Raw genomic sequence first — 24,469 nt, 5'->3', positions numbered from 1 at the left:
TGACCATGGCTAAAGTATTTGCCATCGCCAACCAGAAGGGCGGTGTCGCCAAGACAACCACCTGTATCAACCTCGCCGCCTCGCTTGTAGCGACTCGTCGTCGTGTTCTGCTCATTGATCTTGATCCACAGGGCAACGCCACAACGGGCAGCGGTGTGGATAAGTTAAGCTTGGAGTATTCGATCTACGACGTGCTCATCGGCGAGTGCAGCCTGGTCGATGCCATGCAGTTTTCCGAGCATGGTGGCTACCAGCTGCTGCCGGCCAACCGTGATCTGACGGCCGCCGAGGTCGCGCTCCTCAAATTGCCCACCAAAGAACATCGCCTGCGCGAGGCGCTTGCACCGGTACGCGAGAACTACGATTACATTTTGATCGATTGCCCGCCCTCGCTGTCGATGCTGACTATCAACGCGCTAACGGCCGCAGACGGCGTGATCATCCCAATGCAGTGCGAATACTATGCACTGGAGGGACTGACCGATCTGGTCAATTCGATTCAGCGCATCGGTCAGGCGTTGAATCCGTCGCTGCAGATCGAAGGCCTGTTGCGCACCATGTACGATCCGCGCAGCAGCCTCACCAACGATGTCACCGAGCAGCTCAAGACGCATTTCGGTGAGAAACTCTACGACACGGTCATTCCTCGCAATGTACGGCTGGCCGAAGCCCCCAGCCATGGCATGCCGGCGCTGGTCTATGACAAGCAATCCAAGGGCGCCTTGGCCTATCTGGCACTGGCCGGCGAGCTGTCACGCCGTCAGCGGCGGGCCGCTCGCAGCGCAACTGCATAAGGAAATTTTCATGGCGACCAAAAAACGAGGCCTAGGACGCGGACTGGATGCCCTGCTCGGAGGCGCCAATGTGACGGCGATGCAGGAAGGCGCCGTTCAGGTCGATGAGCGGGAATTACAACAATTGCCGCTCGACATCATTCAGCGGGGCAAATATCAGCCTCGCCGCGATATCGATCCGGTGACCCTCGATGAGCTGACACACTCCATTCGCAGTCAGGGCGTAATGCAACCGATCGTCGTTCGTTCGATCGGCTCTGGCCGCTACGAAATCATTGCTGGCGAACGTCGCTGGCGTGCCAGCCAGCAGGCCGGCCTCGAGAAGATCCCGGCACTGGTGCGCGACGTTTCCGATGAAGCGGCGATTGCCATGGCGCTGATCGAGAATATCCAGCGTGAGGACCTTAACCCGATCGAGGAAGCCGTAGCCCTGCAGCGGCTGCAGCAGGAATTCCAGCTGACTCAGCAGCAGGTGGCTGACGCGGTGGGCAAGTCGCGCGTGACCATCAGCAACCTGCTGCGTCTGATCGCGCTGCCGGAGGAGATCAAGACGCTCCTGTCGCATGGCGATCTGGAAATGGGCCATGCCCGAGCGCTGCTCGGGTTGCCGGCGGAGCAGCAGGTCGACGGGGCGCGTCATGTTGTCGCACGTGGTTTGACTGTCCGCCAGACCGAGGCGCTGGTGCGGCAATGGCTGAACAGCTCCGAGGGTTCGAAAGCCGAGACGAGGAATGATCCTGACATTGTCCGTCTGGAACAGCGTCTGGCTGAGCGTCTGGGTTCTCCAGTGCAAATCAAGCATGGTGAAAAGGGCAAAGGACAGTTGGTGATTCGCTACAACTCTCTGGATGAATTGCAAGGTGTGTTAGCACACATACGCTGAAACAATTACGGGCGTATAAGGTTGTAGTACTGCCTGGTAGTCACTACCAAACGGTTGTACCTGACCCTAACGCCACATATAATCTGCGCGCATTTTCAAAGACATAAGGCATGGTGATTGACTGACATGCCGGCGAAAGCCAAGGGACAATAATTGGTCGGCTACGAGCAGAAACGCCTACCCTTCCATCGGTTAGCGGTTTTTCCGGTTCTGATGGCGCAGTTGTCGTTATTGCTCATCTCAGCGGTCGTGCTGTGGCTGTGGGTCGACAATGTTGCGGGTTACTCTGGATTGCTTGGTGGTCTGATCGCCTTGCTTCCGAATATTTATTTCGCTCACAAGGCTTTTCGCTTTAGTGGCGCTCGGGCTGCTCAAGCTATCGTCAGGTCATTTTATGCTGGCGAAGCAGGGAAACTGATCTTCACGTCAGTGCTGTTCGCGCTGGCCTTCACAGGGGTGAAACCGCTGAACCCACTTTCGTTGTTCGGTGTGTTCATACTGACTCAAGGAGTCGGCTGGTTTGCTCCTCTGCTGATTAAGAAAAGAATTTCAAATTGATTCATTGAGGCAATCATGGCAGCAGAGAACGCTTCGGGTTACATACAGCACCACCTGTCTAATCTGACCTACGGGCGGTTGCCGACTGGGGAATGGGGGTTCGCCCATTCTGCGGAGCAAGCCAAGGAAATGGGTTTCTGGGCATTTCACGTGGATACTCTCGGAGTTTCCGTGGTGCTCGGCCTGGTTTTTATCCTGCTGTTCTGGGCTGTTGCTAGAAAGGCTACATCCGGCCAGCCCGGTGGCGCGCAGAACTTCGTCGAGTTGATGGTCGAGTTCGTCGATAACAGCGTCAAGGACACTTTCCATGGCCGCAACGCCCTTATCGCTCCGTTGGCTCTGACCATTTTTGTCTGGGTGTTCCTGATGAACTTCATGGACCTCATTCCGGTAGATTGGCTGCCTATGCTGGCTGCCAACATCGTCGGCAATGAGCACCTGTTCTTCCGTGTGGTCCCCACCACCGACCCGAACGCGACGCTCGGTCTGGCACTCTCGGTGTTCGCTCTGCTGCTCTTTTACAGCGTCAAGGTAAAGGGTCTGGGCGGTTTCTTCGGGGAGCTCACACTGCATCCGTTCAGCAGCAAGAACATGGCCGTGCAGGTCCTGCTCATCCCAATCAACTTCCTTCTCGAATTCGTTACCCTGATCGCCAAGCCTGTTTCGCTGGCGCTGCGTCTGTTCGGCAACCTCTATGCTGGCGAACTGATCTTCATCCTCATTGCCATCATGTTCGCTAACGGCGTGATCCTGGGTGGGCTGGGTATTGTTCTGCAGTGGGCGTGGGCTGTGTTCCACATCCTGATCATCGTGCTGCAGGCTTTCATCTTCATGATGCTGACGATCGTCTATCTATCGATGGCTCATGAAGAAAACGATCACTGATTCGATTCGCTTTACCTAAACCCTTAACCAATACGACATAAAGTCGGAGGAAAAATGGAAACTGTAGTTGGACTGACTGCTATCGCTGTAGCTCTGCTGATCGGCCTGGGTGCCTTGGGCACTGCAATCGGCTTCGGCCTGCTCGGCGGCAAATTCCTGGAAGGCGCAGCGCGTCAGCCGGAAATGGTGCCGATGCTGCAGGTGAAAATGTTCATCGTCGCCGGCCTGCTCGATGCGGTGACCATGATCGGTGTAGGTATTGCGCTGTTCTTCACTTTCGCGAACCCCTTCGTTGGTCAATTGGCAGGCTGATCCATTCGGTTTATCGAATGGATGGTTTGACGGACAACGAACGAGCGAGGTGTTGGCGTGAACATTAATGCAACCCTGATTGGCCAGTCCGTTGCGTTCTTCATTTTTGTGCTGTTCTGCATGAAGTTCGTATGGCCTCCGGTCATAACAGCTCTGCGGGAACGCCAGAAGAAGATCGCTGACGGTCTGGAAGCTGCCAGTCGCGGTGCTCGTGATCTGGAGTTGGCTCAGGATAAAGCGAGCCAGCAACTGCGCGAAGCCAAGACGCAAGCGGCTGAAATCATCGAGCAAGCCAAGAAGCGCGCTAACCAGATCGTCGACGAAGCTCGCGATCAGGCCCGTGTCGAGGGTGAGCGGCTCAAGGTCCAGGCTCAGGCCGAGATTGAGCAGGAATTGAACGCGGTCAAGGATGCCTTGCGCGCCCAGTTGGGTAGCCTGGCGGTCAGTGGCGCCGAAAAGATCCTGGGCGCATCCATCGATCAGAACGCGCATGCGGAGCTGGTTTCCAAATTGGCAGCCGAAATTTAAGCGAGGGGCGCGATCATGGCAGAACTGACCACGCTGGCCCGACCTTACGCCAAGGCTGCCTTCGAGTACGCACAGGTCCATCAGCAACTGGCCGAATGGTCAGCCATGCTTGGTCTGGCTGCTGCGGTGTCGCAAGACGACACCATGCAGCGCGTGCTCAAGGCCCCGCGTATGACGAGAGACGACAAGGCCACCACCTTCGTCGAGGTGTGTGGTGAAAAGCTTGATGCTCAGGCACGCAATTTCATTCACGTGTTGTCCGCCAATGACCGCTTGCCGTTGTTGCCGGAAGTCTCCGAACTGTTCGAGCTGTACAAGGCCGAGCAGGAAAAAACGGTTGACGTGGATGTGACCAGTGCTTTCGCGTTGAGCAACGAACAGCAAGACAAACTCGCCAAGGTTCTCAGTGCACGGCTCGGCCGGGAAGTGCGCCTGCATGCCGCGGAAGATGCCTCCCTTTTGGGTGGCGTGTTGATCCGCGCCGGCGACCTGGTTATCGATGGCTCAGTCCGCGGCAAGATCGCGAAACTGGCCGAAGCATTGAAATCTTGAGTTTGAAGGGGCAGCAGAGCAATGCAGCAACTCAATCCTTCCGAAATAAGTGAAATCATCAAGGGGCGTATCGAAAAACTCGATATCGCCTCCCAAGCCCGTAACGAAGGCACCGTCGTCAGCGTGTCGGACGGCATCGTGCGAATTCATGGTCTGGCCGATGTCATGTATGGCGAGATGATCGAATTCCCGGACGGCGTCTACGGTATGGCCATGAACCTTGAGCGCGACTCTGTCGGCGCCGTGGTTCTGGGTGCCTACCAGACGCTTGCCGAAGGCATGAGCGCCAAGTGCACCGGTCGCATCCTCGAAGTTCCGGTGGGTCCTGAGCTGCTCGGTCGCGTCGTCGACGCGCTGGGCAACCCGGTTGACGGCAAGGGTCCGCTCAACAACGTCGCTACCGACGCGGTTGAAAAAGTTGCGCCGGGCGTGATCTGGCGGAAGTCGGTCGATCAGCCGGTGCAAACCGGTTACAAGGCCGTTGACGCCATGATCCCGGTTGGCCGCGGTCAGCGTGAGCTGATCATTGGCGACCGTCAGATCGGTAAGACTGCTCTGGCGATCGATGCGATCATCAATCAGAAAGACAGCGGTATTTTCTGTGTGTATGTCGCCATCGGACAGAAACAATCGACCATTGCCAACGTGGTGCGCAAGCTCGAGCAGAACGGTGCTCTGGCCAATACCATCATCGTTGCCGCGAGTGCTTCTGAATCTGCTGCGCTGCAGTTCATCGCACCATACGCTGGCTGCACCATGGGCGAATACTTCCGCGACCGCGGCGAAGACGCGCTGATCGTTTATGACGATCTGTCCAAGCAAGCAGTAGCTTACCGCCAGATTTCCCTGCTGCTGCGCCGTCCGCCAGGCCGTGAAGCTTACCCGGGCGACGTGTTCTATCTCCACAGCCGTCTGCTGGAGCGTGCATCGCGCGTTTCCGAAGAGTATGTCGAGCAGTTCACCAAAGGCGAAGTGAAAGGCAAAACCGGTTCCTTGACCGCTCTGCCGATCATCGAAACCCAGGCTGGCGACGTTTCCGCGTTCGTTCCGACCAACGTGATCTCGATCACCGACGGTCAGATCTTCCTGGAATCGGCGATGTTCAACTCCGGCATCCGTCCTGCTGTGAACGCCGGTGTGTCGGTTTCCCGCGTAGGTGGTGCCGCTCAGACCAAGATCATCAAGAAGCTATCCGGTGGTATCCGTACCGCTCTGGCTCAGTACCGTGAATTGGCGGCTTTCGCCCAGTTCGCCTCTGATCTGGACGAAGCCACCCGTAAGCAGCTTGAGCATGGTCAGCGTGTTACTGAGCTGATGAAGCAAAAGCAATATGCGCCTATGTCCATCGCCGACATGTCGCTGTCCCTGTACTCGGCCGAACGTGGCTTCCTGCAGGACATCGAAATCGCCAAGATCGGCAGCTTCGAACAAGCGCTGATTGCTTACTTCAACCGCGATCACGCCGATTTGATGGCGAAGATCAACGTGAAGGGTGACTTCAATGACGAAATCGACGCGGCCCTGAAAGCCGGTATCGAGAAGTTCAAGGCCACCCAAACCTGGTAAGCCGCAGCGGAGGTCGCAAGGCCTCCGCCTGCTAACCCGATAGGTGTCAAATGGCAGGCGCAAAAGAGATTCGCAGCAAGATTGCGAGCATCAAAAGCACGCAAAAGATTACCAGCGCCATGGAAAAGGTAGCTGTCAGCAAGATGCGCAAGGCTCAAATGCGCATGTCTGCCAGCCGTCCTTATGCGGAGCGTATCCGCCAGGTGATTGGTCATCTGGCCAACGCCAACCCGGAGTATCGCCATCCTTTCATGGTCGAGCGTGAAATCAAGCGCGTCGGTTATGTCGTGGTGAGCAGTGACCGGGGGCTGTGTGGTGGCTTGAACACCAACCTGTTCAAGGCGCTGGTCAAGGATATGGCAGCGAACCGCGAGCAAGGCGTGGAGATTGATCTCTGCGTCATTGGCAGCAAGGGCGCTGCGTTTTTTCGCAACTTCGGTGGCAATGTCGTAGCGGCAATCAGCCACCTGGGCGAGGAGCCGTCGATCAATGATTTGATCGGTAGCGTCAAGGTCATGTTGGACGCTTACCTCGATGGTCGTATCGATCGTCTGTCGGTGGTCTCGAACAAATTTATCAATACCATGACGCAACAGCCGACAGTGGAGCAGTTGGTTCCTCTGGTGGCCGATCCGGATCAGCAACTCAAGCATCACTGGGACTATCTGTACGAACCCGACGCCAAGGAACTGCTCGACGGTTTGATGGTGCGCTACGTGGAGTCGCAGGTGTACCAGGCGGTGGTCGAGAACGGCGCGGCTGAACAGGCCGCCCGGATGATCGCGATGAAGAACGCAACTGACAACGCCGGTGATTTGATCAGCGATCTCCAGCTGATCTACAACAAGGCTCGTCAGGCCGCGATCACCCAAGAGATCTCGGAAATCGTCGGCGGCGCTGCCGCGGTTTAACGGTTCAAATATTCAGAGGAACCAGCTATGAGTAGCGGACGTATCGTTCAAATCATCGGCGCCGTGATCGACGTGGAATTCCCACGTGATCAGGTCCCGAATATCTACGACGCCTTGAAAGTACAAAGCGTCGAAACCACTCTGGAAGTCCAGCAGCAGCTGGGTGACGGCGTGGTGCGTACCATTGCGATGGGCTCGACCGAAGGTCTCAAGCGCGGTCTGGACGTCAACAACACGGGCGCAGCCATCTCTGTACCGGTCGGTAAAGCGACCCTGGGCCGGATCATGGACGTGCTGGGCAACCCGATCGACGAAGCCGGCCCGATCGGCGAAGAAGAGCGCTGGGGCATTCACCGCCCTGCGCCTTCCTTCGCTGAACAAGCGGGCGGCAACGATCTGCTGGAAACCGGCATCAAGGTTATCGACCTGATCTGCCCGTTCGCCAAGGGCGGTAAAGTCGGCCTGTTCGGTGGTGCCGGTGTGGGCAAGACCGTAAACATGATGGAACTGATCCGTAACATCGCCATCGAGCACAGCGGTTATTCCGTGTTCGCCGGTGTGGGTGAGCGTACTCGTGAGGGTAACGACTTCTACCACGAGATGAAGGATTCCAACGTTCTGGACAAAGTGGCACTGGTTTATGGCCAGATGAACGAGCCGCCGGGAAACCGTCTGCGCGTAGCCCTGACCGGCCTGACCATGGCAGAGAAGTTCCGTGACGAAGGTAACGACGTTCTACTGTTCGTCGACAACATTTACCGCTACACCCTGGCCGGTACCGAGGTATCCGCACTGCTCGGCCGTATGCCGTCGGCGGTAGGTTATCAGCCGACCCTGGCCGAAGAGATGGGCGTTCTGCAGGAACGTATCACCTCGACCAAGAGTGGCTCGATCACTTCGATTCAGGCCGTATACGTACCTGCGGACGACTTGACCGACCCGAGCCCGGCGACCACCTTCGCCCACTTGGACGCCACCGTCGTATTGTCGCGTGACATCGCTTCGCTGGGTATCTACCCGGCCGTGGATCCACTTGACTCGACTTCGCGTCAGCTCGACCCGAACGTGATTGGCAATGAGCACTACGAGACTGCTCGTGGCGTTCAGTATGTTCTGCAGCGCTATAAAGAGCTGAAGGACATCATCGCCATTCTGGGTATGGATGAACTGTCCGAATCCGACAAGCAGCTGGTATCTCGCGCACGTAAGATTCAGCGTTTCCTGTCGCAGCCGTTCTTCGTGGCAGAAGTTTTCACGGGCTCCCCAGGAAAGTACGTTTCGCTGAAAGACACCATCGCAGGCTTCAAAGGCATCCTCAGCGGCGACTACGATCACCTGCCGGAACAAGCGTTCTACATGGTTGGTGGCATCGAAGAAGCCATCGAAAAAGCCAAGAAACTGTAATCCTGCGCCCGGCGACGGGCGCTCACCAGGCGGCGCGGCTGGCGGTAGCCAACCTCGCCGTTTGATACGTGAGGCTAGATATGGCTATGACAGTCCATTGCGATATCGTCAGCGCTGAAGGCGAGATCTTTTCCGGTCTGGTCGAGATGGTGATTGCCCATGGCAACCTCGGCGACATTGGTATTGCTCCGGGCCACGCGCCGTTGATTACCGATCTGAAGCCAGGTCCGATTCGCCTGACCAAGCAAGGTGGCGAAAGTGAGGTGTTCTACATCTCCGGCGGATATCTGGAAGTTCAACCCAACATGATCAAGGTGCTTGCCGACACCGTGCAGCGTGCCAGTGATCTCGACGAAGCGTCTGCTCAGGAAGCGCTCAAGGCAGCCGAAAAAGCCCTCAACCAGAAGGGTGCGGAGTTCGATTACGGTTCCGCGGCGGCGCGTCTGGCCGAGGCCGCGGCGCAACTGCGGACGATTCAGCAGATGCGTAAGAAGTTCGGCGGCTAACCCTCGGCTTCTTCATCGCAGGTAATTAAAAGGGTAGCCTTGGCTACCCTTTTTTATTGTCCAGGCTCGGCAAAAAACGTCGTCTAGGCGGTACGAGCCGCCCCATGATTTGCTCAGGATCTGCCATGTCTCTCGATATCGTCATTCTCGCTGCCGGTCAAGGAACACGTATGCGTTCCGCTCTGCCCAAGGTACTTCACCCGGTCGCTGGACAATCCATGCTCGGTCATGTGATAGAAACCGCTCGCGGGCTCAAACCGAAGGCCATCCATGTGGTGATCGGCCATGGTGCCGAACAGGTTCGTGAACGGCTCGCTGCGGATGACCTGAGCTTCGTGGTGCAAGCCGAGCAGTTGGGGACCGGGCATGCGGTCGCCCAGGCGCTCCCGGCGCTGACGGCCGAGCGGGTGCTGATTCTGTATGGCGACGTGCCATTGATTGAGGTCGCGACGCTGGAGCGACTTCTGCAAAAGGTCGGTCCGCAACAATTGGCGCTGCTAACGGTGAGTCTGGACGATCCGACCGGTTACGGGCGGATCCTGCGCGACGAGCAGGGCGTGGTTCAAGCGATCGTCGAGCACAAAGATGCCTCGGCCGAGCAGAAGCTTATAGCGGAAGGGAACACCGGGATTTTGGCCGTCCCAGGTGAGCGCCTTGGCGATTGGCTGGGTAGGCTTTCGAACAGCAATGCGCAGGGCGAATACTACCTGACCGATGTGATCGCCATGGCAGTGGCCGATGGTCTGGTGGTTGCGACCGAGCAGCCGCAGCATGCAATGGAGGTGCAGGGTGCCAACGATCGCATGCAGCTGGCCGAGCTCGAGCGGCATTATCAACAACGCGCTGCGCGCCGTCTGATGGCTCAAGGCGTGACCTTGCGTGACCCGGCCCGTTTCGACCTGCGCGGAGAGGTTACGGTCGGTCGCGATGTGCTGATCGACGTGAACGTGATTCTTGAAGGTCAGGTAGTTATTGAGGATGACGTCGAGATCGGCCCCAATTGCGTGATTCGCAACAGCACGCTTCGCCGTGGCGCGGTGGTCAAGGCCAACAGCCATCTGGACGGTGCCGAGCTGGGCGAAGGCGCTGATTGCGGACCATTTGCACGTTTGCGTCCCGGCGCAGTGCTGGGCGACCGGGCGCACGTCGGCAATTTCGTCGAGGTCAAGAACTCACGCTTGGGCGATGGCGCCAAAGCTGGCCACCTGGCGTACCTGGGCGACGCGGAAATCGGTGCGCGAACCAACATCGGGGCCGGCACCATCACTTGCAACTATGATGGCGCCAACAAGTCCCAAACGGTGTTGGGCGAGGACGTTTTCATCGGCTCCAACAGCTCGCTGGTCGCTCCGGTTACCCTTGGCGATGGTGCTACCACCGGCGCCGGTTCGGTTATCACGGCCGATGTGCCGGCCGGCACGCTGGCGCTGGGGCGGGCACGGCAGGCATTGATCCAAGGCTGGGAGCGCCCACAGAAGACTCGCAAATAAGTTATCGCGATGGCAGAGGACCTCGGTGTGCTACCGAGGTTTTTGAATAGCGATACTCAAGAGATCGTATATCTGGCCGATCTAACGGGGCATAACAACATAGGACGCGGTCATGCCCTCCCTCACTCGCTTGTCCATCCAGTGGAAGCTCACCCTGCTGGCTGGTCTCTGCCTCCTGCTAATCGTCGGCTTGCTGGTCGGCGCATCGCTCTATCAATCGCGCCAGGCCGTGGCTCTGGTCAATGCATCGAGCAGCGCCATGCTCGAAGAGGCGGCGCGCAATAACTTGCAAGCGCGGGGCCTGTCGCAGGCGCTGCGTATGGAACGCCAGTTCAACGATGCCTATCAGTACGGCAAGGGTTTCGTTCGCCAAGTGCTGTCGCTGCGTGAACAATCCATCGAGCGGATGTCGAACGCCTTCGAACTTCGGGAGGACTTGCATCATCAGATCGAGAGTGCGCTCCGAGCCAATCCGGATCTGATCGGTCTCTACGTGGTGTTCGAAACCGATGCGCTGGATGACAAGGATGGCATGTTCATCGGTAACCAGGAGATGGGTGGTAACGACAGCGGCCGCTTCTCGTTGTACTGGTCGCAACGCACGCCGGGACAGCTCACCGCTGAAACCATGAGCGAGGAACTCCTCGCCGATACTACGCCGGGCATCAGTGGTGCCCCTTACAACGCCTGGTACAGCTGTCCGCGCGACAGCGCCCGGGTCTGCTTGCTCGATCCGTATTTCGATGAGGTGGAAGGTCAGCCACTGCTGATGACCAGTGTCGCCTTTCCGTTGATCGAAAATGGAAAGGTCATTGGCGTTGTTGGCGTCGATATCAGCCTGGCTTCCCTGCAGCAGCTCAGCCAACAGGCTCATCAGGAGCTGTATCAGGGGGAAGGCCAGCTGAGCGTGATCAGCCCGGCCAAGCTTCTCGGCGGACACAGTCGAGATACCAGCTTGCTGGGTCAGCCGTTGAGTGCCGCATTTGGCGCTGATAGCGAGGCCATCGCCCGAGCGGTCGATGCAGGCCAGAAGGCGATGCTTGAGAACGACGACATGCTTCGTGTACTGCAACCTGTACAACCGATTGCTGAACTCAAGCCCTGGGCAATTCTGCTGGAAGTACCGAAGTCGGTGCTGCTCGGCCCGGCGTTGCGTCTTGAGCAGACACTGCAAGCCCAAAGCCGCCAAGACAGTGCGATCGCCCTGGCCATCGGGCTCGGTGCGGTCCTGTTGGGTCTGGCGTTGATGTGGTTGACCGCTCGAGGAGTCACCCGGCCTATCGAAGGGGTCGCAGCAATGCTCAAGGACATCGCCAGTGGCGAAGGTGATCTCACCCGCCGCCTGACCTACACGCGAGACGATGAACTGGGCGCCCTGGCTGGTTGGTTCAACCGATTCCTCGACAAGTTACAGCCGACCATCGCCGACGTGCAGCGCTCGGTTCAGGATGCACGCAGCAGTGCCGATCAATCGGCAGCCATTGCCAGCCAGACCAGTGCGGGTATGCAGCAGCAGTTCCGCGAAGTTGATCAGGTCGCAACCGCATCGCAGGAGATGAGCGCCACCGCCCAGGATGTCGCACGCAACGCCGCTCAAGCGGCCGAAGCAGCCCGCGACGCGGATCAGGCCACCCTCGAGGGGCTGAGCGTGATCGATCACACCACGCACAGCATCGGCAGCCTCGCTGACGAACTCAACCATGCGATGAGTCAAGTCGAAAGCCTGGCGGCCAGCAGCGACCAGATTGGCTCGGTGCTCGAGGTGATCCGCGCTATTGCCGAGCAAACCAACCTGCTGGCGCTCAACGCGGCGATCGAGGCGGCGCGAGCGGGTGAAGCCGGGCGCGGTTTCGCTGTGGTGGCCGATGAGGTGCGCAGCCTGGCGCAGCGTACTCAGAAATCCATCGAAGAGATTCGCCAGGTCATCGAGCGGCTGCAGAATGGCACTCGAGATGTGGTGACGGCGATGCAGAGCAGCCGGAGCCAGGCTCAGGGCAGTGTCGATCAGGTGAGCCATGCGGTTGCGGCGCTGCGCAAGATCGGTGATGCGGTAGCGGTGATTTCCGACATGAATTTGCAAATCGCCAGCGCGGCCGAAGAGCAGAGCGCGGTGGCCGAAGAGATCAACCGCAACGTGGCAGGTATCCGCGACGTGACTGAATCGCTGTCCGGGCAGGCCGACGAATCGGCACGGGTCAGCCAGGCGCTCAATCAGTTGGCCAATCATCAACAGAGCCTGATGGGCTATTTTCGCGTCTGATGCCAAACGGGAGTTGACGTATTTGGCGGAGTAGGTTTTGATTCGAGAAATATTCTTTCGAATCGAAACTTAAGCATGTCGAAACGCAACACCCCGCAACGACGTCACGCCATCCTGGCCTTGCTCAGCGATCAGGGTGAGGTGAGCGTCGATGAGCTGTCCAAGCGTTTCGAAACGTCCGAGGTCACCATCCGCAAGGACCTCGCGGCGCTCGAGAAGAATGGTCTGCTGCTGCGTCGTTACGGCGGTGCGGTGCCCTTGCCGCAGGAACTGATCGGCGACACCACACAGCCTGTTTCGCCCTGGAAACAGGCCATTGCCCGAGCGGCCGTTAACTGCATTCGCGAGCATGCTCGCATCATCATCGACAGCGGCACCACCACCGCGGCAATGATCCCCGCGCTGGGTCACAAGCACGGCCTGCTAGTCATGACCAATTCGCTGGGCGTTGCCAACGCCCTGCGTGAGCTGGAACACGAGCCCACGCTGCTGATGACCGGCGGTACCTGGGATCCGCACTCCGAGTCGTTCCAGGGGCAAGTGGCGGAACAGGTACTGCGCTCCTACGATTTCGATCAGTTGTTCATCGGCGCGGACGGCATCGATCTGCAGCGCGGCACGACCACCTTCAATGAATTGCTCGGCCTTTCGCGGGTCATGTCGGAGGTGGCTCGCGAAGTCATAGTGCTCGCCGAATCCGACAAGATCGGCCGGCGCATACCCAATCTGGAGTTGCCCTGGGGCGACATCCACACCCTCATCACGGACGAACGCCTCACTGCCGAGGCGCGATCCAGTATTCAGGCCCGCGGCATCAAGCTGATCTGCGCGGCCATCGAACCTTCTCAGGAGACCTGATCATGTGTGGCATCGTCGGCGCGGTCGCTGAACGCAACATCACTGCAATTCTGCTCGAAGGCCTCAAGCGCCTCGAGTATCGAGGTTATGACAGCGCTGGCGTTGCCGTGCTGGATGCCAGCGGTCAGCTGAATCGCCTGCGCCGCTCCGGCAAGGTTGCCGAGCTTGAGCTGGCGCAACAACAGGCGCCGCTCGCCGGTCGGCTGGGTATTGCACACACCCGTTGGGCCACCCACGGGGCGCCCTGTGAGCGTAATGCACATCCGCATTTCTCTGGCGAAGACCTGGCGGTGGTGCACAACGGGATCATCGAAAACCACGAAGCCCTGCGCCACCAACTGAGGGCGTTGGGTTATGTGTTCGTTTCCGATACCGATACCGAAGTCATCGTGCATCTGCTGCGCCACAAGCTCGATGAGTTCGGCGATCTGACGGTCGCGCTCAAGGCGGCGGTCAAGGAGCTGCATGGTGCCTATGGCCTGGCCGTGGTCAGCGCCAAGCAGCCCGACCGCCTGCTGGCGGCCCGCAGTGGCAGTCCGCTGGTGATCGGCTTGGGCATGGGCGAGAACTTCCTTGCCTCTGATCAGCTGGCCTTGCGTCAGGTGACTGACCGTTTCATGTATTTGGAAGAAGGCGACATCGCCGAAATCCGTCGCGACAGCGTGCATATCTGGGACGTCGGAGGTCAGCCCGTTGAACGCGAAAGCGTGCAGTACCACGAGGGCGCCGAAGCGGCGGACAAGGGCGAGTACCGTCACTTCATGCTCAAGGAGATCCACGAACAGCCCAAGGTCGTGCAACGCACGCTCGAAGGCCGGCTGGGCGATCATCAGGTGCTGGTGCAGGCCTTCGGTCCGCAGGCCGCCGAGCTGTTCGCCAAGGTGCGCAACGTGCAGATCGTCGCTTGCGGCACCAGCTACCATGCCGGCATGGTTGCACGTTACTGGCTGGAAGAGCTGGCCGGCATCCCCTGCCAGGTCGAAGTGGCCAGCGAGTTTCGCTACCGCAAAGTGGTGGTTCAGCCCGACACGCTGTTCGTGACCATCTCCCAGTCCGGTGAGACAGCCGACTCCCTCGCGGCGCTGCGCAACGCCAAGGCGCGTACGGCCGAGGAGGGCCGTTACCTCGCCAGCCTGGCGATCTGCAACGTCGGTATCAGTTCGCTGGTGCGCGAATCCGATCTCACCCTGCTGACCCAGGCCGGGCCGGAAATCGGCGTGGCGTCCACCAAGGCGTTCACCACCCAGTTGGTCGGCCTGCTGCTGCTGACCCTGTCATTGGGCCAGGTACGCGGCACCCTGGCACCGGCGCTGGAGGCGGAATTGATCGATGAGCTGCGCCGTCTGCCGACGCGTCTGGGCGAGGCGCTCGCCATGGACACCACCGTGGAAAAGATTTCCGAACACTTTGCCGAGAAGCACCACACGTTATTTCTCGGACGCGGTGCGCAATACCCGGTGGCGATGGAGGGGGCGCTCAAGCTCAAGGAAATCTCCTATATCCATGCCGAGGCCTATCCGGCCGGCGAACTCAAGCATGGCCCGCTGGCGCTGGTAGACGCCGATATGCCGGTGGTCACCGTGGCGCCGAACAACGAGCTGCTGGAAAAACTCAAATCCAATCTGCAGGAAGTGCGCGCGCGCGGCGGCGAGCTGATCGTTTTTGCTGACCGGGAAGCGGGCATCGAAAACGGCGAGGGCACCTTCATTGTCAGCATGCCGCACATACACGACGTACTGGCGCCGATTCTCTATACCCTGCCGTTGCAGCTGTTGTCCTATTACGTCGCGGTACTGCGCGGCACCGATGTCGATCAGCCCCGCAACCTGGCCAAGAGCGTAACGGTGGAATAAGCGGCGCCGTTCCGAGCGAGCTCCCTCATCCTCTCCTCCTGGGATACGCTCGCTCGGGGCGGCCAGCGGCATTCCGTTCTGCCAGACGGATGCTGACGCTAGGGGCGGCGTGTCTCACCCCCAACGGCGCGTAGTGCCTCGGCGATGATCATCAAGCGGTCCGCGACGGCGAACTCTCCATCGTTGTCATGCAGATCGAATATTCGCTGAAGGAATGGTTCCGGCGTGCGCAATGCTGCGCCCTAGCTCATCGCGGTGTCGATTTCAGCCGCCCTCATTCGATGATTCAGTGACCGGGAAAGTCGTTGAGGATCGTCGGCGGGCTCCACGCACGCTTGCACACGAATATCCCGCCACCTGAAACGGAAGCAAAAAACCGAGGACACCCGTCGTTCGTTCTCTGGATAACGCAACCACGGGAACTGGAGAAAGCTGATGAGAAAGATCATTGCCATCACCCATGTCACTCTCGACGGCATCATGCAGGCCCCTGGCGGGCCGGAGGAAGATCCGAGGTACGGGTTTCTGCACGGCGGCTGGGTCATGCCGTTCTGGGACGACGCCCTGGGCCAGGCGATCGGCGAGATTCTGTCCGGTGAGTTCGACATGCTCCTGGGGCGGCGCACCTATGAAATCTTTGCAGCATATTGGCCGTACGCTGGCGACAATTACATCGCGACGGCCTTCAACAAGGCCATCAAATACGTCGCCACCTGCAGCCTGGAAAAACTCGAGTGGAACAATTCGCTGGTCATAAACTGCGATGTCATGGCTGGGATCCGCCGGCTGAAAGCAACGGAAGGGCCTGAGGTACATATCTGGGGTAGCGGTGAACTGCTGCAATCGTTGATCGCCGCCGAGCTCATCGATGAATACCGCCTCTGGATCTTCCCGCTGATGCTCGGCGGAGGAAAACGGCTATTCGAACAGGGTGTGCCGCCGCGCAGCCTTACCCTTGTCGACACGCACAGCACGCCGAAGGGCGTCCTCATCAGTACCTATCGACCAGCCGGCCCGCTAGCGCTGGGCGCCACCGAGGCAGATACGCCCTCGGCCGCTGAATTGGCTCGACGCGAAAAGATCGCTGGCGAAGAAACTGACGCATACGAGACGGAGTCGCCGAAGGGCTAATTCGTTCAGAGCATGGCGCGCGCGCGTAGCAGCGCCATGACCTGTTCGGCGAGCACCTCGGGTGACGCTTCGCCCGCTGGCAGGCGCAACTCGGGCGCGCTCGGCGGCTCGTAACGGCTGTCGATGCCGGTGAAGTTAGGCAACTGGCCGGCCCTCGCCTTGCGGTACAGGCCCTTGGGATCGCGCGCTTCGCAGATTTCGAGCGAGGCGTCGACGAAAATCTCGAGAAATTCGCTCGGCTCCATCAACGTGCGCACCATCTGCCGTTCACTGCGGAACGGCGAGATGAAGCTGACCAGCACGATCAGCCCGGCATCCACCATCAGCCGTGCAACTTCTCCCACTCGGCGAATGTTTTCGATTCGATCGGCGTCGCTGAAGCCGAGATCGCGGTTGAGCCCATGGCGCACGTTGTCACCATCCAAAATCATGGTGCGTTTGCCCAGAGCGTGCAGCTGCTGTTCGACCAAGTCCGCCACTGTCGATTTGCCCGCTCCCGACAATCCGGTGAACCACAGGACACACGGCTTCTGACCGTTGATTGCGGCTCGTGCGGCCTTGTCCACCGTCATCGCATGCCGATAAAGATGCGCATCCGGCTTCGCGCCAACCCGCGGGATTTCCTCGATGCCAGGCGGCTCGGCCTGGTGCAGCGGGGCGCCGGTATGTGCCATGGGGACCTCTTCAATGGGCTGAGTCATCTTCTGGAAACTGCGTCTTCGCCGTAGCCGAAGCGGGCTGCGACCGGACCGGTGATGGTCTGGATGAGCGCCATCTCCTCGTCGCTGAACGTCGGACGGTAATAGCCGGGGGCGTGCAGTCCTGCTGCGGCGGTGTCCAACCAGTCACCTGTGACGGGCAGGTCACTGTGTTCGAAAACCCGTGCCAGCGTGGTCCTCGGGTCGCTGCACAAGGCTTCGTAGCGCACCATCAGGCAGGCTTGGTGTAACGCCTCGTCGTTCGCCAACACATCGGCCACGTAGCTGTAGATGGCTGCCCAGTAGTGCGCCCAGCCTTCCACTTCGCGTCCCGATGCCCAGAGCTCGGTGATCTTGCGGGTCAGGGCGGTGTCGCCGGTATTGATCGCCCGCCGGTCGAGCCCGAATTCATAGTGGCCGACCCTACGCATGTGTTCCAGGGCTCTGGGCTCTGCGTTCTCGCCGGTGACGAACAGGCGGTGCTGCTTGATCAGCGAAGCGATGTGCCAGATCGGATCGCGGATCGCCAGCACGAAGCGGGCTTCGGGATAGAGACGATGTAGGTATCCCAGCCGGACCAGATTGTAGTTTCCCTTGGCGACATAGCGCTGGCGTTTACGCACGGCCAACAGCTTGCGCAGGTGCTCCGCGTAGAAGCGCTCGAACTCGGGATGGACGTGTTGCCGCCCCATGACCGAGCTTTGATCCGGATCGTGAGCGTCGGGGAAAAACGCCATCCAGAGAACCTCCTCGAAGGCTTCCGGACTCTGCGAGGTGATGCTGATGCCGTCCTGGTGCGCACGCTCCCTGGCGACTTCGGTCGCACGTGGCACCATTTCCAGCCAGCGGTTCCACCAATAGGGCGTCAGTACCGGCGGATAGTCGATATAGCGATGGCTGGTCACCTGCGGGTGCGTAGCCAGCTGCTCGAGCAACACGGTGGTGCCTGAACGAGCCAGTCCGGCGATAAAGATCGGCCGATCCACCCGCACATCCTCAATGGCGTCGGCGACCGCCTTGGTCTCCAGATTACCGAGCCGGATCCAGAGTTGCGGATTGCGATGGATCCAACCGCTGAGCAGGTGCATCCAGGTCGGTACCGTGAAACCGGGATCGCGCGTCTCGTGCTTGATGTTGGCGACGTTCAGATCGTTCATTCCACGCGCGCCCAGCGATAGGTGAGCAATGACACCAGCACCATGGTTGGTAGCAGAATGGCCAGCCAGGAGCGCATCCAGGGGGGGCCGAAAGGCAGGTAGGCGCGCTGTGGCAGGTCAATGCTGACGCGCTCCAGGCCGGTTTCGCCGGACAGATAGCCAAGGGGGTTGGCGACCAGCCAGTTCCACCACTGGCGCCGCTCGATCACTGGGATCGGTGCGGTTAAGGCGATTTCCACCAGTTCGCTGCCGGCAACGCCGATGCGGACCAGCGGTATGTCGCTGTCGGCGATCCATTCAGCGAAATCGGGTTCGGGTTCGACCATCATCACCGGGGGATCGTCTCGGTCCGGAAAATCGTAGCTGTAGGTATGATCGATCCAGGTCAGCAGCGCGAGTAGCGGCAACATGGAGAGTAGGGTAGGGATCAGCACCAGGCCAAGATGGCGAAAGGCAGCGCTGAACTGACCCCGGATCAAGGGACCGGCCTCGGCGAATTCGCCGTCGAACTCGTTCAGTCGACGTCGGGCTTCGCGAGCGTCTCGCTTGGCCTGCCCGATCCGTGCCTGGGGCGAGATCAGCCGATACAGCAGCAGAGTGCCGGCGCCGGCCATGATGGCCCAGATGACCAAGCGTGCACCAGCGGGCATCAGCGCAGCCATCAGGCTGTCAATCGCGGCGAATAGCGGTCCGGGCAGATCCAGAATTCCCATGACAATCCTCCCAATCAACCAGCCGCTTGGCTGCTATGTCGGCCGGCCTTCCAGGCGTTGCCCTGGCTCGGCAAGCCGGGTCAGGAGTGCGTGGAATCCCGGCTACGTTCAGGCTCGATGGTGGGGTGCGCGGCTCCCTCAGTGCGCGCCGTAGCGGCGGCCTGTTCGGCCTTGCGCCGCCGGCGCATGCGGCGGATCGGCCACATCACTACGTAGAAGACCGCGACTCCGGCTGCCGCCAACAGACCCCACAGCGCCGTCAGGAGCCCCAGCCCAGCGCCTGGACCGACATAGGCGTTAGCAACCAGCGGCAGCGCGGCGGCCGTCACGATAAGAAAATTCATGCTGTTTCGGATGTGCCGTGAATTCATGTCATTCACCTGTTCAGCGACTGATCGATAACGGCGCGGAATGTCGCGTCGAGCGTTTCGTAAGCGATCCGTTGCCCAGATGAGACGATGGGGATAAAGGCTTCGTTATCACCGCCCCGAACCGGGTTGATGAACTCCCAGACGATGTTCCCTTCCTGAGTGACCTCAAACAGGCGCCCGCCATCGGATTCGGTGATCAAGCGGTTGCCGTTGGGCAGTGTTTCCGCAGAGCTGCGGACGTAACTTTCAAAGGGTTGCTCATCGTTTCCTTCGTAACTCCAGACCACTTCATGGGTGCCCGGGTTCACTTCCAGCACCCGGGAAATATTCGCCTCCCGATAGTTGGCCGCATTGTCGAAGAGGGTCATATTTCCGTTCGGCAGCACACGGGCATCGTGCTGGACCAGCCAGGGGCCGGTGGTGGCCCAGGTTGCGACGCCCTGTTGTGGGTCGACCAACGCGATGGTGCTGAGGTTGCGGAACGAGACGAGCACCTGCCCCGGTCGGCCCTTGGCTGGGGCGAAGGCAGCGGTTTGCCGGTCGTCGAGAAAGTGCACGCTGTTGGCATGCAGCGGATCGCCGGTGGCGTAGCTGGGCGTCTGGTACAGCGGCTCGGCGAAGCGCGACTCGAGAAAGGCCTGGGACAGCGATACCTTGCTCAACTCTTTGCCGCTTTCCAGATCCAGGGTCACCAGAAAATCATCCAGCCAAGGGCGTTGGAGACCCTGCAGGCCGGGGATATCTTCCTCGCTGAAGTCATGGGTGAGGGTGACCACCCGACCGTCCGGCGTCAGGTGCAGGTCGTGATGGGCAGCGCCGTGGTAAGCCCAGACCAGCTTGGAGTCGCGATCGATGCGGATCAGGCCGTAGCCCCAAGGCGTGTCGTTATCGGCGGTGATCACCACCAGCAAATCGCCGTTGGGCAGCAGGCGAACCTTGTCCCAGTAAATTCTGTCTTCCGGCCTTGGGGTGCGGCCGGCCGGGCTCTGTTTCCAGATCTCGCGATAGGGCAGCTGCCAGCGGTGAATCACCTTGCCCTGCATATCCATCAGGTTGGCGTAACTGCCATCGCCTGAGGTGTAGACCGTCAGCCCCTCGAACGCGCCCTGCGCATCATGAATGGTTACGCCCCGCTCCTGGCGCCGTGCTTGTCGCCATAGATGCGTCTCGGTGTAGAGATCGGTTTCGGTGAGCTGGGCCAGCGCCGCGTGAGCCGCCTTGTAGGCGTCGTTCAGATAGCGATAAGGAAAGCTCTGCGAAAGCGTGACCAACGCGCCACCCACAAAGGCGATGAAGGCAATGGCAAGGATGAATACAACGAAACCGGCACGATCTGCCTTGTCCATGAACCCCCCTGGTGGGCTGCGATATCGAGTTGGCTGCTGGCCGTTTCTGGCTAACGAAACGGTGAATGCTGCGTGTTGAGACTCGCATAGCCGGACCAGGTTCGCCGTTGCGCCCATAGGGAGCGATCGTTGGGAAGGTGAAGAAGAAATGGCCGGACGGCGCTAAGGCGATGGCGAGGCGGTCGCTTGCAATTCGTACTCGGCGGCCCGGAGAAACCGGCCGAATGCCAGCTGGGTCCCGAGCAGCAGTTGGCCGCGGTCGACGCGCGTTGCTCGTTGCTCGAATTGCGCCAGAAAACGCGGCCACAACGGAATGCCTTCGCCATGAGCGAGGTAGTGCAGTGGACTGCCCGAGCCGCCGGCGCGGACACGCTGGGACAGCACCCGGCCACCGAGCCGCGAGCCTTCCAGCACATAGACGACCCCCCAGTACCAGCCTTCGTCGCTGCCCGGTTGGACACTCAGCGCTGCTGGTAGGGCGATCTGCAGCGCCTGCAGGTCTTGCCGTAACGCCGCGCTGCGGCGCCGTTCGGGCCAATCATTCAGCAGTTGTGCTATCGGGCCCTGTTCGAGTGCCGTTTCCAGGGCGAACAGCGCCGCAGCGTGTGCACGCAGAAAAAGTTCGTAATCCTGGCGTTCGCTCAGGTCGAAGCGGGAGAAGGCCGTATCGACTCGCTGGTGCAGCGGCGCGCTAGCGTCGCGGAGCCATTGACGCAGGGATGACATCAGGCGGGACTCGTTTCGGTGAGCGCGCCGAGAATCTTGCTGGCCAGATCGTCTTCGCGGAAGGGCTTTTGGATGATCGTCGTGCTGCCCATGCCCAGTTCGCCGAGCTCGGCATAGCCGGTGATGAATACCACGGGCAGCTTCGGGTAACTCGACAGAACGGCGCGGGCCAGCTCGCCGCCGTTCATGCCCGGCATGGCGAAGTCGGCCAGAAGCAGATCCACCGTCGTGCCGTCTTTCAGCAATTGCAGGGCCCGCTGGCCGCTCTCCGCCTGGATCACCGAATAGCCCAGGTTGATCAGCATCTGCGCGGTCACTTCACGTACGCTCTGATCGTCGTCCACCAGCAGGACGGTGTTCGATGCGTCACCGATCGGTGTGCTGTGTGAGTATGCCGGCGCGTCGATCGTCAGCTCCGGAGCCCGAACCCGAGGCAGGTAGACGCTGACGGTAGTACCCACGCCCAGCTCGGTCTCGATCCGCGCGCCACCCCCGGATTGCTTGGCGAAGCCGAACACCTGGGCCAAGCCGAGCCCCGAACCCTTTCCCACCTCTTTGGTGGTGAAAAACGGTTCGAAGGCCTTCTGCAACACCTCGTCGCTCATACCTGAACCGGTATCTCTCACCGACAGCACTACGTACTCGCCGGGCCCCGGCTCTTCGGCACGTTGCGCGGGTGTGTCGATCACCGCGTTGGCGGTACTGAGGGCGAGCCGGCCACCAGAGCCCATGGCGTCGCGAGCGTTGATCGCCAGGTTGAGGATGATCATCTCGATCTGGGTCGGATCGACCAGTGCATGCCAGAGCCCGGCGCAGGTGTCGGTTTCGATGGTGACGGAGCCACCAAGCGTGCTGTGCAACAGGCTGAGCATGCCGACCAGCGTGTCGTTGAGGTCCACCGCCTTCGGGGCTAGCTGCTGACGACGAGCGAACGCCAGCAGCTGACTGGTCAGGGTCGCACCGCGCTCGCCGGACTCCTGGATGTATTGCAGGCGGCTCAGCGACTTGGCCAGCGGCGCGCCACGCTCCAGGTCGTTCTTGAGAAAGCTGGCGCTGGTGAGGATCACTGTCAGCAGATTGTTGAAGTCATGCGCGACGCCGGCGGTGAGCTGGCCGACAGCCTCCAGTCGCTGCATCTGCTGAAGGGTCGCCTCGATGCGTTCACGTTCCTTGATCTGTTCCGTCAGCTCGCGGTTGGCCGCCGCGAGCCGGTCGACGGCCGCGATCTCGCTGGTGATGTCGCGTCCCGCGGCGTACATCTTTTCGCCCTCGGGCACGGCGGTCCAGGACAGCCAGCGATAGCTGCCATCGCGGTGCTGCATGCGGTTGACGAAGCGGTCGGTGACTTGGCCCCGGCGAATCCGCTCGGTTTCTTCGAGGGTTGCGCTGAGGTCGTCGGGGTGCACCAGCGCCCAGAGCGGTCGGTCAGTGAGTTTTTCGCGCGGCCAGCCGAGCATGCCTTCCCAGACCGGATTGAGCGCGACGGCCGTGGTATCGAAGCGCATCACCGCGAGCAGGTCGCGTGACAGCTCCCAGGTGCGGTCGCGCTCGCGGGTGCGTGCCTCGACGCGCTCGCCGAGTGTTTCGTTCATGCGCTTGAGCGCTTCGGTGGCCAGTTTCTGCTCGGTGACATCCATCACCACGCCGATGAAGCGCTTGCACGCGCCGTCCTCGAAGAAGCCTTGTCCGCGGGTCTCCACCCAGCGTACCCGCCCGTCGCCGAGCAGAATGCGATAGTCGACGGTGAATTCCTTGTCGCCCTCGTCCGTAAGCGTGTCCCGGACCTTCTCGCGTATGCGCGACAGATCATCCGGATGGCAGAACGACGCCAACGCGCTGATGTTCACCGCTGCGTCGGGTGGCAGACCGAACATGGTGCGACAGCGCTGATCGAGAATCATCGTGCCGCTTGCCAGCTCGTAGTCCCACATGCCCAGGCCCGCCGCATCGATCGCCAGACGAGCGCGAACCTCCACTTCGCGCAGCGCCTCTTCGGCGCGCAGGCGTCCGTGGCGTTCCTGCACCTCGCTCAGAGCCCGCTCGACCGCCTTGGGCAAAAAATTCAGGTTCTGTTTGAGCACGTAATCAACGGCGCCGGAGCGCATCATGTTGACCGCGTGCTCCTCGCCGAATACGCCGGAGAGGAAAATGAAGGGGGTGTCGGGGGCCAGTTGCTTGGCGTCCTGCAGGGCCTGGCTGCCGGAATAACCCGGCAGGATCAAGTCCGAAAGAATCAGATCGAAACGCCGTCGTTGCAGTGCCTCGACAACGCCGGCACGGTCGTAGACGACTTCCGTCTCGATGATGTAATGGTTTCGTTCGAGCGTCAGGAGCGCCAGCTCGGCATCGTGCGGGCTGTCTTCAACGAACAGGAGGCTGATGTTTTTTTTCGGTGGCATAACCATCCTGTTGCGGGTGTCGCACGGCTTGATAAAAGTCTGCTTCTGAGTCGCTCAAAGTCGCTGCCTTTCAGCTCTGCTCCTCATCGTCCTGGCGATCCCGGCGTTGGCGTTGCAGCCGCAACGATCCCGGCGGCGGCTCGTTGAGCACAGCCCAGAAGATACCGAGGTCGGAAATGGCGGCCACGAAGTCCCGGAATTCGACCGGTTTGACCACGTAAGCGTTCACCCCCAATTCATAGGCCTTCGTCAGGTCGGGTTCCTCACGCGAGGACGTCAGCATCACCACCGGTATGCTGCGCAGCTCAGGGGTCTCGCGAACAATTTTCAGCACCTCAAGCCCGTCTACTTTGGGCAACTTGAGGTCTAGCAGCAGCACGGCCGGATTGCCATCGGCGCGATGGGCATAGTCGCCACGACGCAGCAGGTAATCGAGTGACTCGGCGCCATCGCGCATGACAATCACATCGTTGGCCAGTTGACTGCGCTCGAGCGCGACCAGCGTCAGCTCGAGGTCGTGAGGATTGTCTTCTACCAAAAGAATCGGTTTGAGCATCAAGGGTCTCGT

General features: G+C 60.2%; 24 protein-coding genes. 16 read left to right on the top strand and 8 right to left on the bottom strand.

Going from position 1 to position 24,469, the window contains the following annotated elements:
* Positions 1-5: 5 nt before the first annotated feature.
* The 16 genes from UF78_RS22055 (at position 6) to UF78_RS21980 (ending at position 16,491) form a co-directional block, all read left to right on the top strand.
* Positions 6-794, top strand: a complete 789-nt coding sequence (locus UF78_RS22055) for a ParA family protein (RefSeq protein WP_045164337.1) — start codon at positions 6-8, stop codon at positions 792-794.
* A gap of 10 nt (positions 795-804) precedes the next feature.
* A complete protein-coding gene (locus UF78_RS22050) occupies positions 805-1,677 on the top strand; it encodes a ParB/RepB/Spo0J family partition protein (protein WP_045164336.1) in 873 nt (290 codons plus the stop codon).
* A gap of 153 nt (positions 1,678-1,830) precedes the next feature.
* The gene (locus UF78_RS22045; RefSeq protein ID WP_268988836.1) at positions 1,831-2,235 is read left to right on the top strand and encodes a F0F1 ATP synthase subunit I; all 405 of its coding nucleotides are present in this window, start codon (positions 1,831-1,833) and stop codon (positions 2,233-2,235) included.
* Between the two features lie 15 nt (positions 2,236-2,250).
* A complete protein-coding gene (atpB, locus tag UF78_RS22040; protein WP_045164335.1) occupies positions 2,251-3,120 on the top strand; it encodes a F0F1 ATP synthase subunit A in 870 nt (289 codons plus the stop codon).
* A gap of 54 nt (positions 3,121-3,174) precedes the next feature.
* Complete coding sequence (atpE, locus tag UF78_RS22035) at positions 3,175-3,432, top strand: F0F1 ATP synthase subunit C (protein WP_002555987.1); 258 nt, start codon at positions 3,175-3,177, stop codon at positions 3,430-3,432.
* Positions 3,433-3,489: 57 nt separating this feature from the next.
* The gene (locus UF78_RS22030) at positions 3,490-3,960 is read left to right on the top strand and encodes a F0F1 ATP synthase subunit B (protein ID WP_045164334.1); all 471 of its coding nucleotides are present in this window, start codon (positions 3,490-3,492) and stop codon (positions 3,958-3,960) included.
* Between the two features lie 15 nt (positions 3,961-3,975).
* Positions 3,976-4,512, top strand: coding sequence for a F0F1 ATP synthase subunit delta (locus UF78_RS22025; protein ID WP_045164333.1), 537 nt, complete (start codon positions 3,976-3,978; stop codon positions 4,510-4,512).
* 21 nt (positions 4,513-4,533) lie between these two features.
* Entirely contained in the window at positions 4,534-6,078 is a 1,545-nt protein-coding gene (gene atpA / locus UF78_RS22020; RefSeq protein ID WP_045164332.1) for a F0F1 ATP synthase subunit alpha, read from the top strand.
* 50 nt (positions 6,079-6,128) lie between these two features.
* Positions 6,129-6,989 (top strand): F0F1 ATP synthase subunit gamma, encoded by an 861-nt coding sequence (gene atpG / locus UF78_RS22015; RefSeq protein ID WP_045164331.1) that lies wholly within the window; start codon positions 6,129-6,131, stop codon positions 6,987-6,989.
* A 27-nt stretch (positions 6,990-7,016) separates the two neighbouring features.
* Positions 7,017-8,393 (top strand): F0F1 ATP synthase subunit beta, encoded by a 1,377-nt coding sequence (gene atpD / locus UF78_RS22010; RefSeq protein ID WP_045164330.1) that lies wholly within the window; start codon positions 7,017-7,019, stop codon positions 8,391-8,393.
* 80 nt (positions 8,394-8,473) lie between these two features.
* Positions 8,474-8,899 carry a F0F1 ATP synthase subunit epsilon gene (locus tag UF78_RS22005; RefSeq protein WP_045164329.1) on the top strand — a complete coding sequence of 142 codons (426 nt, stop codon included), beginning with the start codon at positions 8,474-8,476 and terminating at the stop codon, positions 8,897-8,899.
* A gap of 125 nt (positions 8,900-9,024) precedes the next feature.
* Positions 9,025-10,389 carry a bifunctional UDP-N-acetylglucosamine diphosphorylase/glucosamine-1-phosphate N-acetyltransferase GlmU gene (gene glmU / locus UF78_RS22000; RefSeq protein WP_045164328.1) on the top strand — a complete coding sequence of 455 codons (1,365 nt, stop codon included), beginning with the start codon at positions 9,025-9,027 and terminating at the stop codon, positions 10,387-10,389.
* A 112-nt stretch (positions 10,390-10,501) separates the two neighbouring features.
* Positions 10,502-12,649, top strand: coding sequence for a methyl-accepting chemotaxis protein (locus UF78_RS21995; RefSeq protein ID WP_045164326.1), 2,148 nt, complete (start codon positions 10,502-10,504; stop codon positions 12,647-12,649).
* Between the two features lie 75 nt (positions 12,650-12,724).
* Positions 12,725-13,507 carry a DeoR/GlpR family DNA-binding transcription regulator gene (locus tag UF78_RS21990; protein WP_045164325.1) on the top strand — a complete coding sequence of 261 codons (783 nt, stop codon included), beginning with the start codon at positions 12,725-12,727 and terminating at the stop codon, positions 13,505-13,507.
* 2 nt (positions 13,508-13,509) lie between these two features.
* On the top strand, positions 13,510-15,360 hold the full coding sequence (gene glmS, locus UF78_RS21985) for a glutamine--fructose-6-phosphate transaminase (isomerizing) (RefSeq protein ID WP_045164324.1): 1,851 nt from the start codon (positions 13,510-13,512) through the stop codon (positions 15,358-15,360).
* 435 nt (positions 15,361-15,795) lie between these two features.
* Positions 15,796-16,491 (top strand): dihydrofolate reductase family protein, encoded by a 696-nt coding sequence (locus UF78_RS21980; protein WP_045164323.1) that lies wholly within the window; start codon positions 15,796-15,798, stop codon positions 16,489-16,491.
* Between the two features lie 5 nt (positions 16,492-16,496).
* Here UF78_RS21980 and cysC read toward each other — a convergent pair whose 3' ends face one another.
* The 8 genes from cysC to UF78_RS21940 form a co-directional block, all read right to left on the bottom strand.
* Entirely contained in the window at positions 16,497-17,165 is a 669-nt protein-coding gene (cysC, locus tag UF78_RS21975; RefSeq protein WP_045164322.1) for an adenylyl-sulfate kinase, read from the bottom strand.
* Positions 17,166-17,188: 23 nt separating this feature from the next.
* The gene (locus UF78_RS21970; RefSeq protein ID WP_230623724.1) at positions 17,189-18,346 is read right to left on the bottom strand and encodes a sulfotransferase family protein; all 1,158 of its coding nucleotides are present in this window, start codon (positions 18,344-18,346) and stop codon (positions 17,189-17,191) included.
* The gene (locus UF78_RS21965; RefSeq protein WP_045164321.1) at positions 18,343-19,059 is read right to left on the bottom strand and encodes a hypothetical protein; all 717 of its coding nucleotides are present in this window, start codon (positions 19,057-19,059) and stop codon (positions 18,343-18,345) included. The genes UF78_RS21970 and UF78_RS21965 overlap by 4 nt, the downstream gene beginning before the upstream one ends.
* Before the next feature lie 80 nt (positions 19,060-19,139).
* Positions 19,140-19,403: a hypothetical protein gene (locus UF78_RS21960; RefSeq protein ID WP_196298707.1), complete on the bottom strand. Its 264-nt coding sequence runs from the start codon at positions 19,401-19,403 to the stop codon at positions 19,140-19,142.
* 32 nt (positions 19,404-19,435) lie between these two features.
* A complete protein-coding gene (locus tag UF78_RS21955) occupies positions 19,436-20,776 on the bottom strand; it encodes an arylsulfotransferase family protein (protein WP_045164319.1) in 1,341 nt (446 codons plus the stop codon).
* Between the two features lie 162 nt (positions 20,777-20,938).
* Positions 20,939-21,502: a biliverdin-producing heme oxygenase gene (locus UF78_RS21950; protein ID WP_045164318.1), complete on the bottom strand. Its 564-nt coding sequence runs from the start codon at positions 21,500-21,502 to the stop codon at positions 20,939-20,941.
* Positions 21,502-23,901, bottom strand: a complete 2,400-nt coding sequence (locus UF78_RS21945) for a response regulator (protein ID WP_045164317.1) — start codon at positions 23,899-23,901, stop codon at positions 21,502-21,504. Before UF78_RS21945 ends, UF78_RS21950 begins: the two co-directional genes overlap by 1 nt.
* Before the next feature lie 70 nt (positions 23,902-23,971).
* On the bottom strand, positions 23,972-24,457 hold the full coding sequence (locus UF78_RS21940; protein WP_045164316.1) for a response regulator: 486 nt from the start codon (positions 24,455-24,457) through the stop codon (positions 23,972-23,974).
* Positions 24,458-24,469 lie beyond the last annotated feature (12 nt).

The sequence above is a fragment of the Stutzerimonas stutzeri genome, assembly GCF_000952685.1.
Taxonomy (GTDB): Bacteria; Pseudomonadota; Gammaproteobacteria; order Pseudomonadales; family Pseudomonadaceae; genus Stutzerimonas; species Stutzerimonas stutzeri_E.
The sequence above is the reverse complement of the archived record's forward strand: the minus strand, read 5'-3'. Positions and strand labels throughout refer to the sequence as shown.

Bases quoted from the DNA above. Each gene is read 5' to 3' on its own strand.
- UF78_RS22055 (WP_045164337.1), top strand. From the start codon at position 6: ATGGCTAAAGTATTTGCCATCGCCAACCAGAAGGGCGGTGTCGCCAAG.
- UF78_RS22050 (WP_045164336.1), top strand. From the start codon at position 805: ATGGCGACCAAAAAACGAGGCCTAGGACGCGGACTGGATGCCCTGCTC.
- atpB (WP_045164335.1), top strand. From the start codon at position 2,251: ATGGCAGCAGAGAACGCTTCGGGTTACATACAGCACCACCTGTCTAAT.
- atpE (WP_002555987.1), top strand. From the start codon at position 3,175: ATGGAAACTGTAGTTGGACTGACTGCTATCGCTGTAGCTCTGCTGATC.
- UF78_RS22025 (WP_045164333.1), top strand. From the start codon at position 3,976: ATGGCAGAACTGACCACGCTGGCCCGACCTTACGCCAAGGCTGCCTTC.
- atpA (WP_045164332.1), top strand. From the start codon at position 4,534: ATGCAGCAACTCAATCCTTCCGAAATAAGTGAAATCATCAAGGGGCGT.
- atpG (WP_045164331.1), top strand. From the start codon at position 6,129: ATGGCAGGCGCAAAAGAGATTCGCAGCAAGATTGCGAGCATCAAAAGC.
- atpD (WP_045164330.1), top strand. From the start codon at position 7,017: ATGAGTAGCGGACGTATCGTTCAAATCATCGGCGCCGTGATCGACGTG.
- UF78_RS22005 (WP_045164329.1), top strand. From the start codon at position 8,474: ATGGCTATGACAGTCCATTGCGATATCGTCAGCGCTGAAGGCGAGATC.
- glmU (WP_045164328.1), top strand. From the start codon at position 9,025: ATGTCTCTCGATATCGTCATTCTCGCTGCCGGTCAAGGAACACGTATG.
- UF78_RS21995 (WP_045164326.1), top strand. From the start codon at position 10,502: ATGCCCTCCCTCACTCGCTTGTCCATCCAGTGGAAGCTCACCCTGCTG.
- UF78_RS21990 (WP_045164325.1), top strand. From the start codon at position 12,725: ATGTCGAAACGCAACACCCCGCAACGACGTCACGCCATCCTGGCCTTG.
- glmS (WP_045164324.1), top strand. From the start codon at position 13,510: ATGTGTGGCATCGTCGGCGCGGTCGCTGAACGCAACATCACTGCAATT.
- UF78_RS21980 (WP_045164323.1), top strand. From the start codon at position 15,796: ATGAGAAAGATCATTGCCATCACCCATGTCACTCTCGACGGCATCATG.
- cysC (WP_045164322.1), bottom strand. From the start codon at position 17,165: ATGGCACATACCGGCGCCCCGCTGCACCAGGCCGAGCCGCCTGGCATC.
- UF78_RS21970 (WP_230623724.1), bottom strand. From the start codon at position 18,346: ATGAACGATCTGAACGTCGCCAACATCAAGCACGAGACGCGCGATCCC.
- UF78_RS21965 (WP_045164321.1), bottom strand. From the start codon at position 19,059: ATGGGAATTCTGGATCTGCCCGGACCGCTATTCGCCGCGATTGACAGC.
- UF78_RS21960 (WP_196298707.1), bottom strand. From the start codon at position 19,403: ATGAATTTTCTTATCGTGACGGCCGCCGCGCTGCCGCTGGTTGCTAAC.
- UF78_RS21955 (WP_045164319.1), bottom strand. From the start codon at position 20,776: ATGGACAAGGCAGATCGTGCCGGTTTCGTTGTATTCATCCTTGCCATT.
- UF78_RS21950 (WP_045164318.1), bottom strand. From the start codon at position 21,502: ATGTCATCCCTGCGTCAATGGCTCCGCGACGCTAGCGCGCCGCTGCAC.
- UF78_RS21945 (WP_045164317.1), bottom strand. From the start codon at position 23,901: ATGCCACCGAAAAAAAACATCAGCCTCCTGTTCGTTGAAGACAGCCCG.
- UF78_RS21940 (WP_045164316.1), bottom strand. From the start codon at position 24,457: ATGCTCAAACCGATTCTTTTGGTAGAAGACAATCCTCACGACCTCGAG.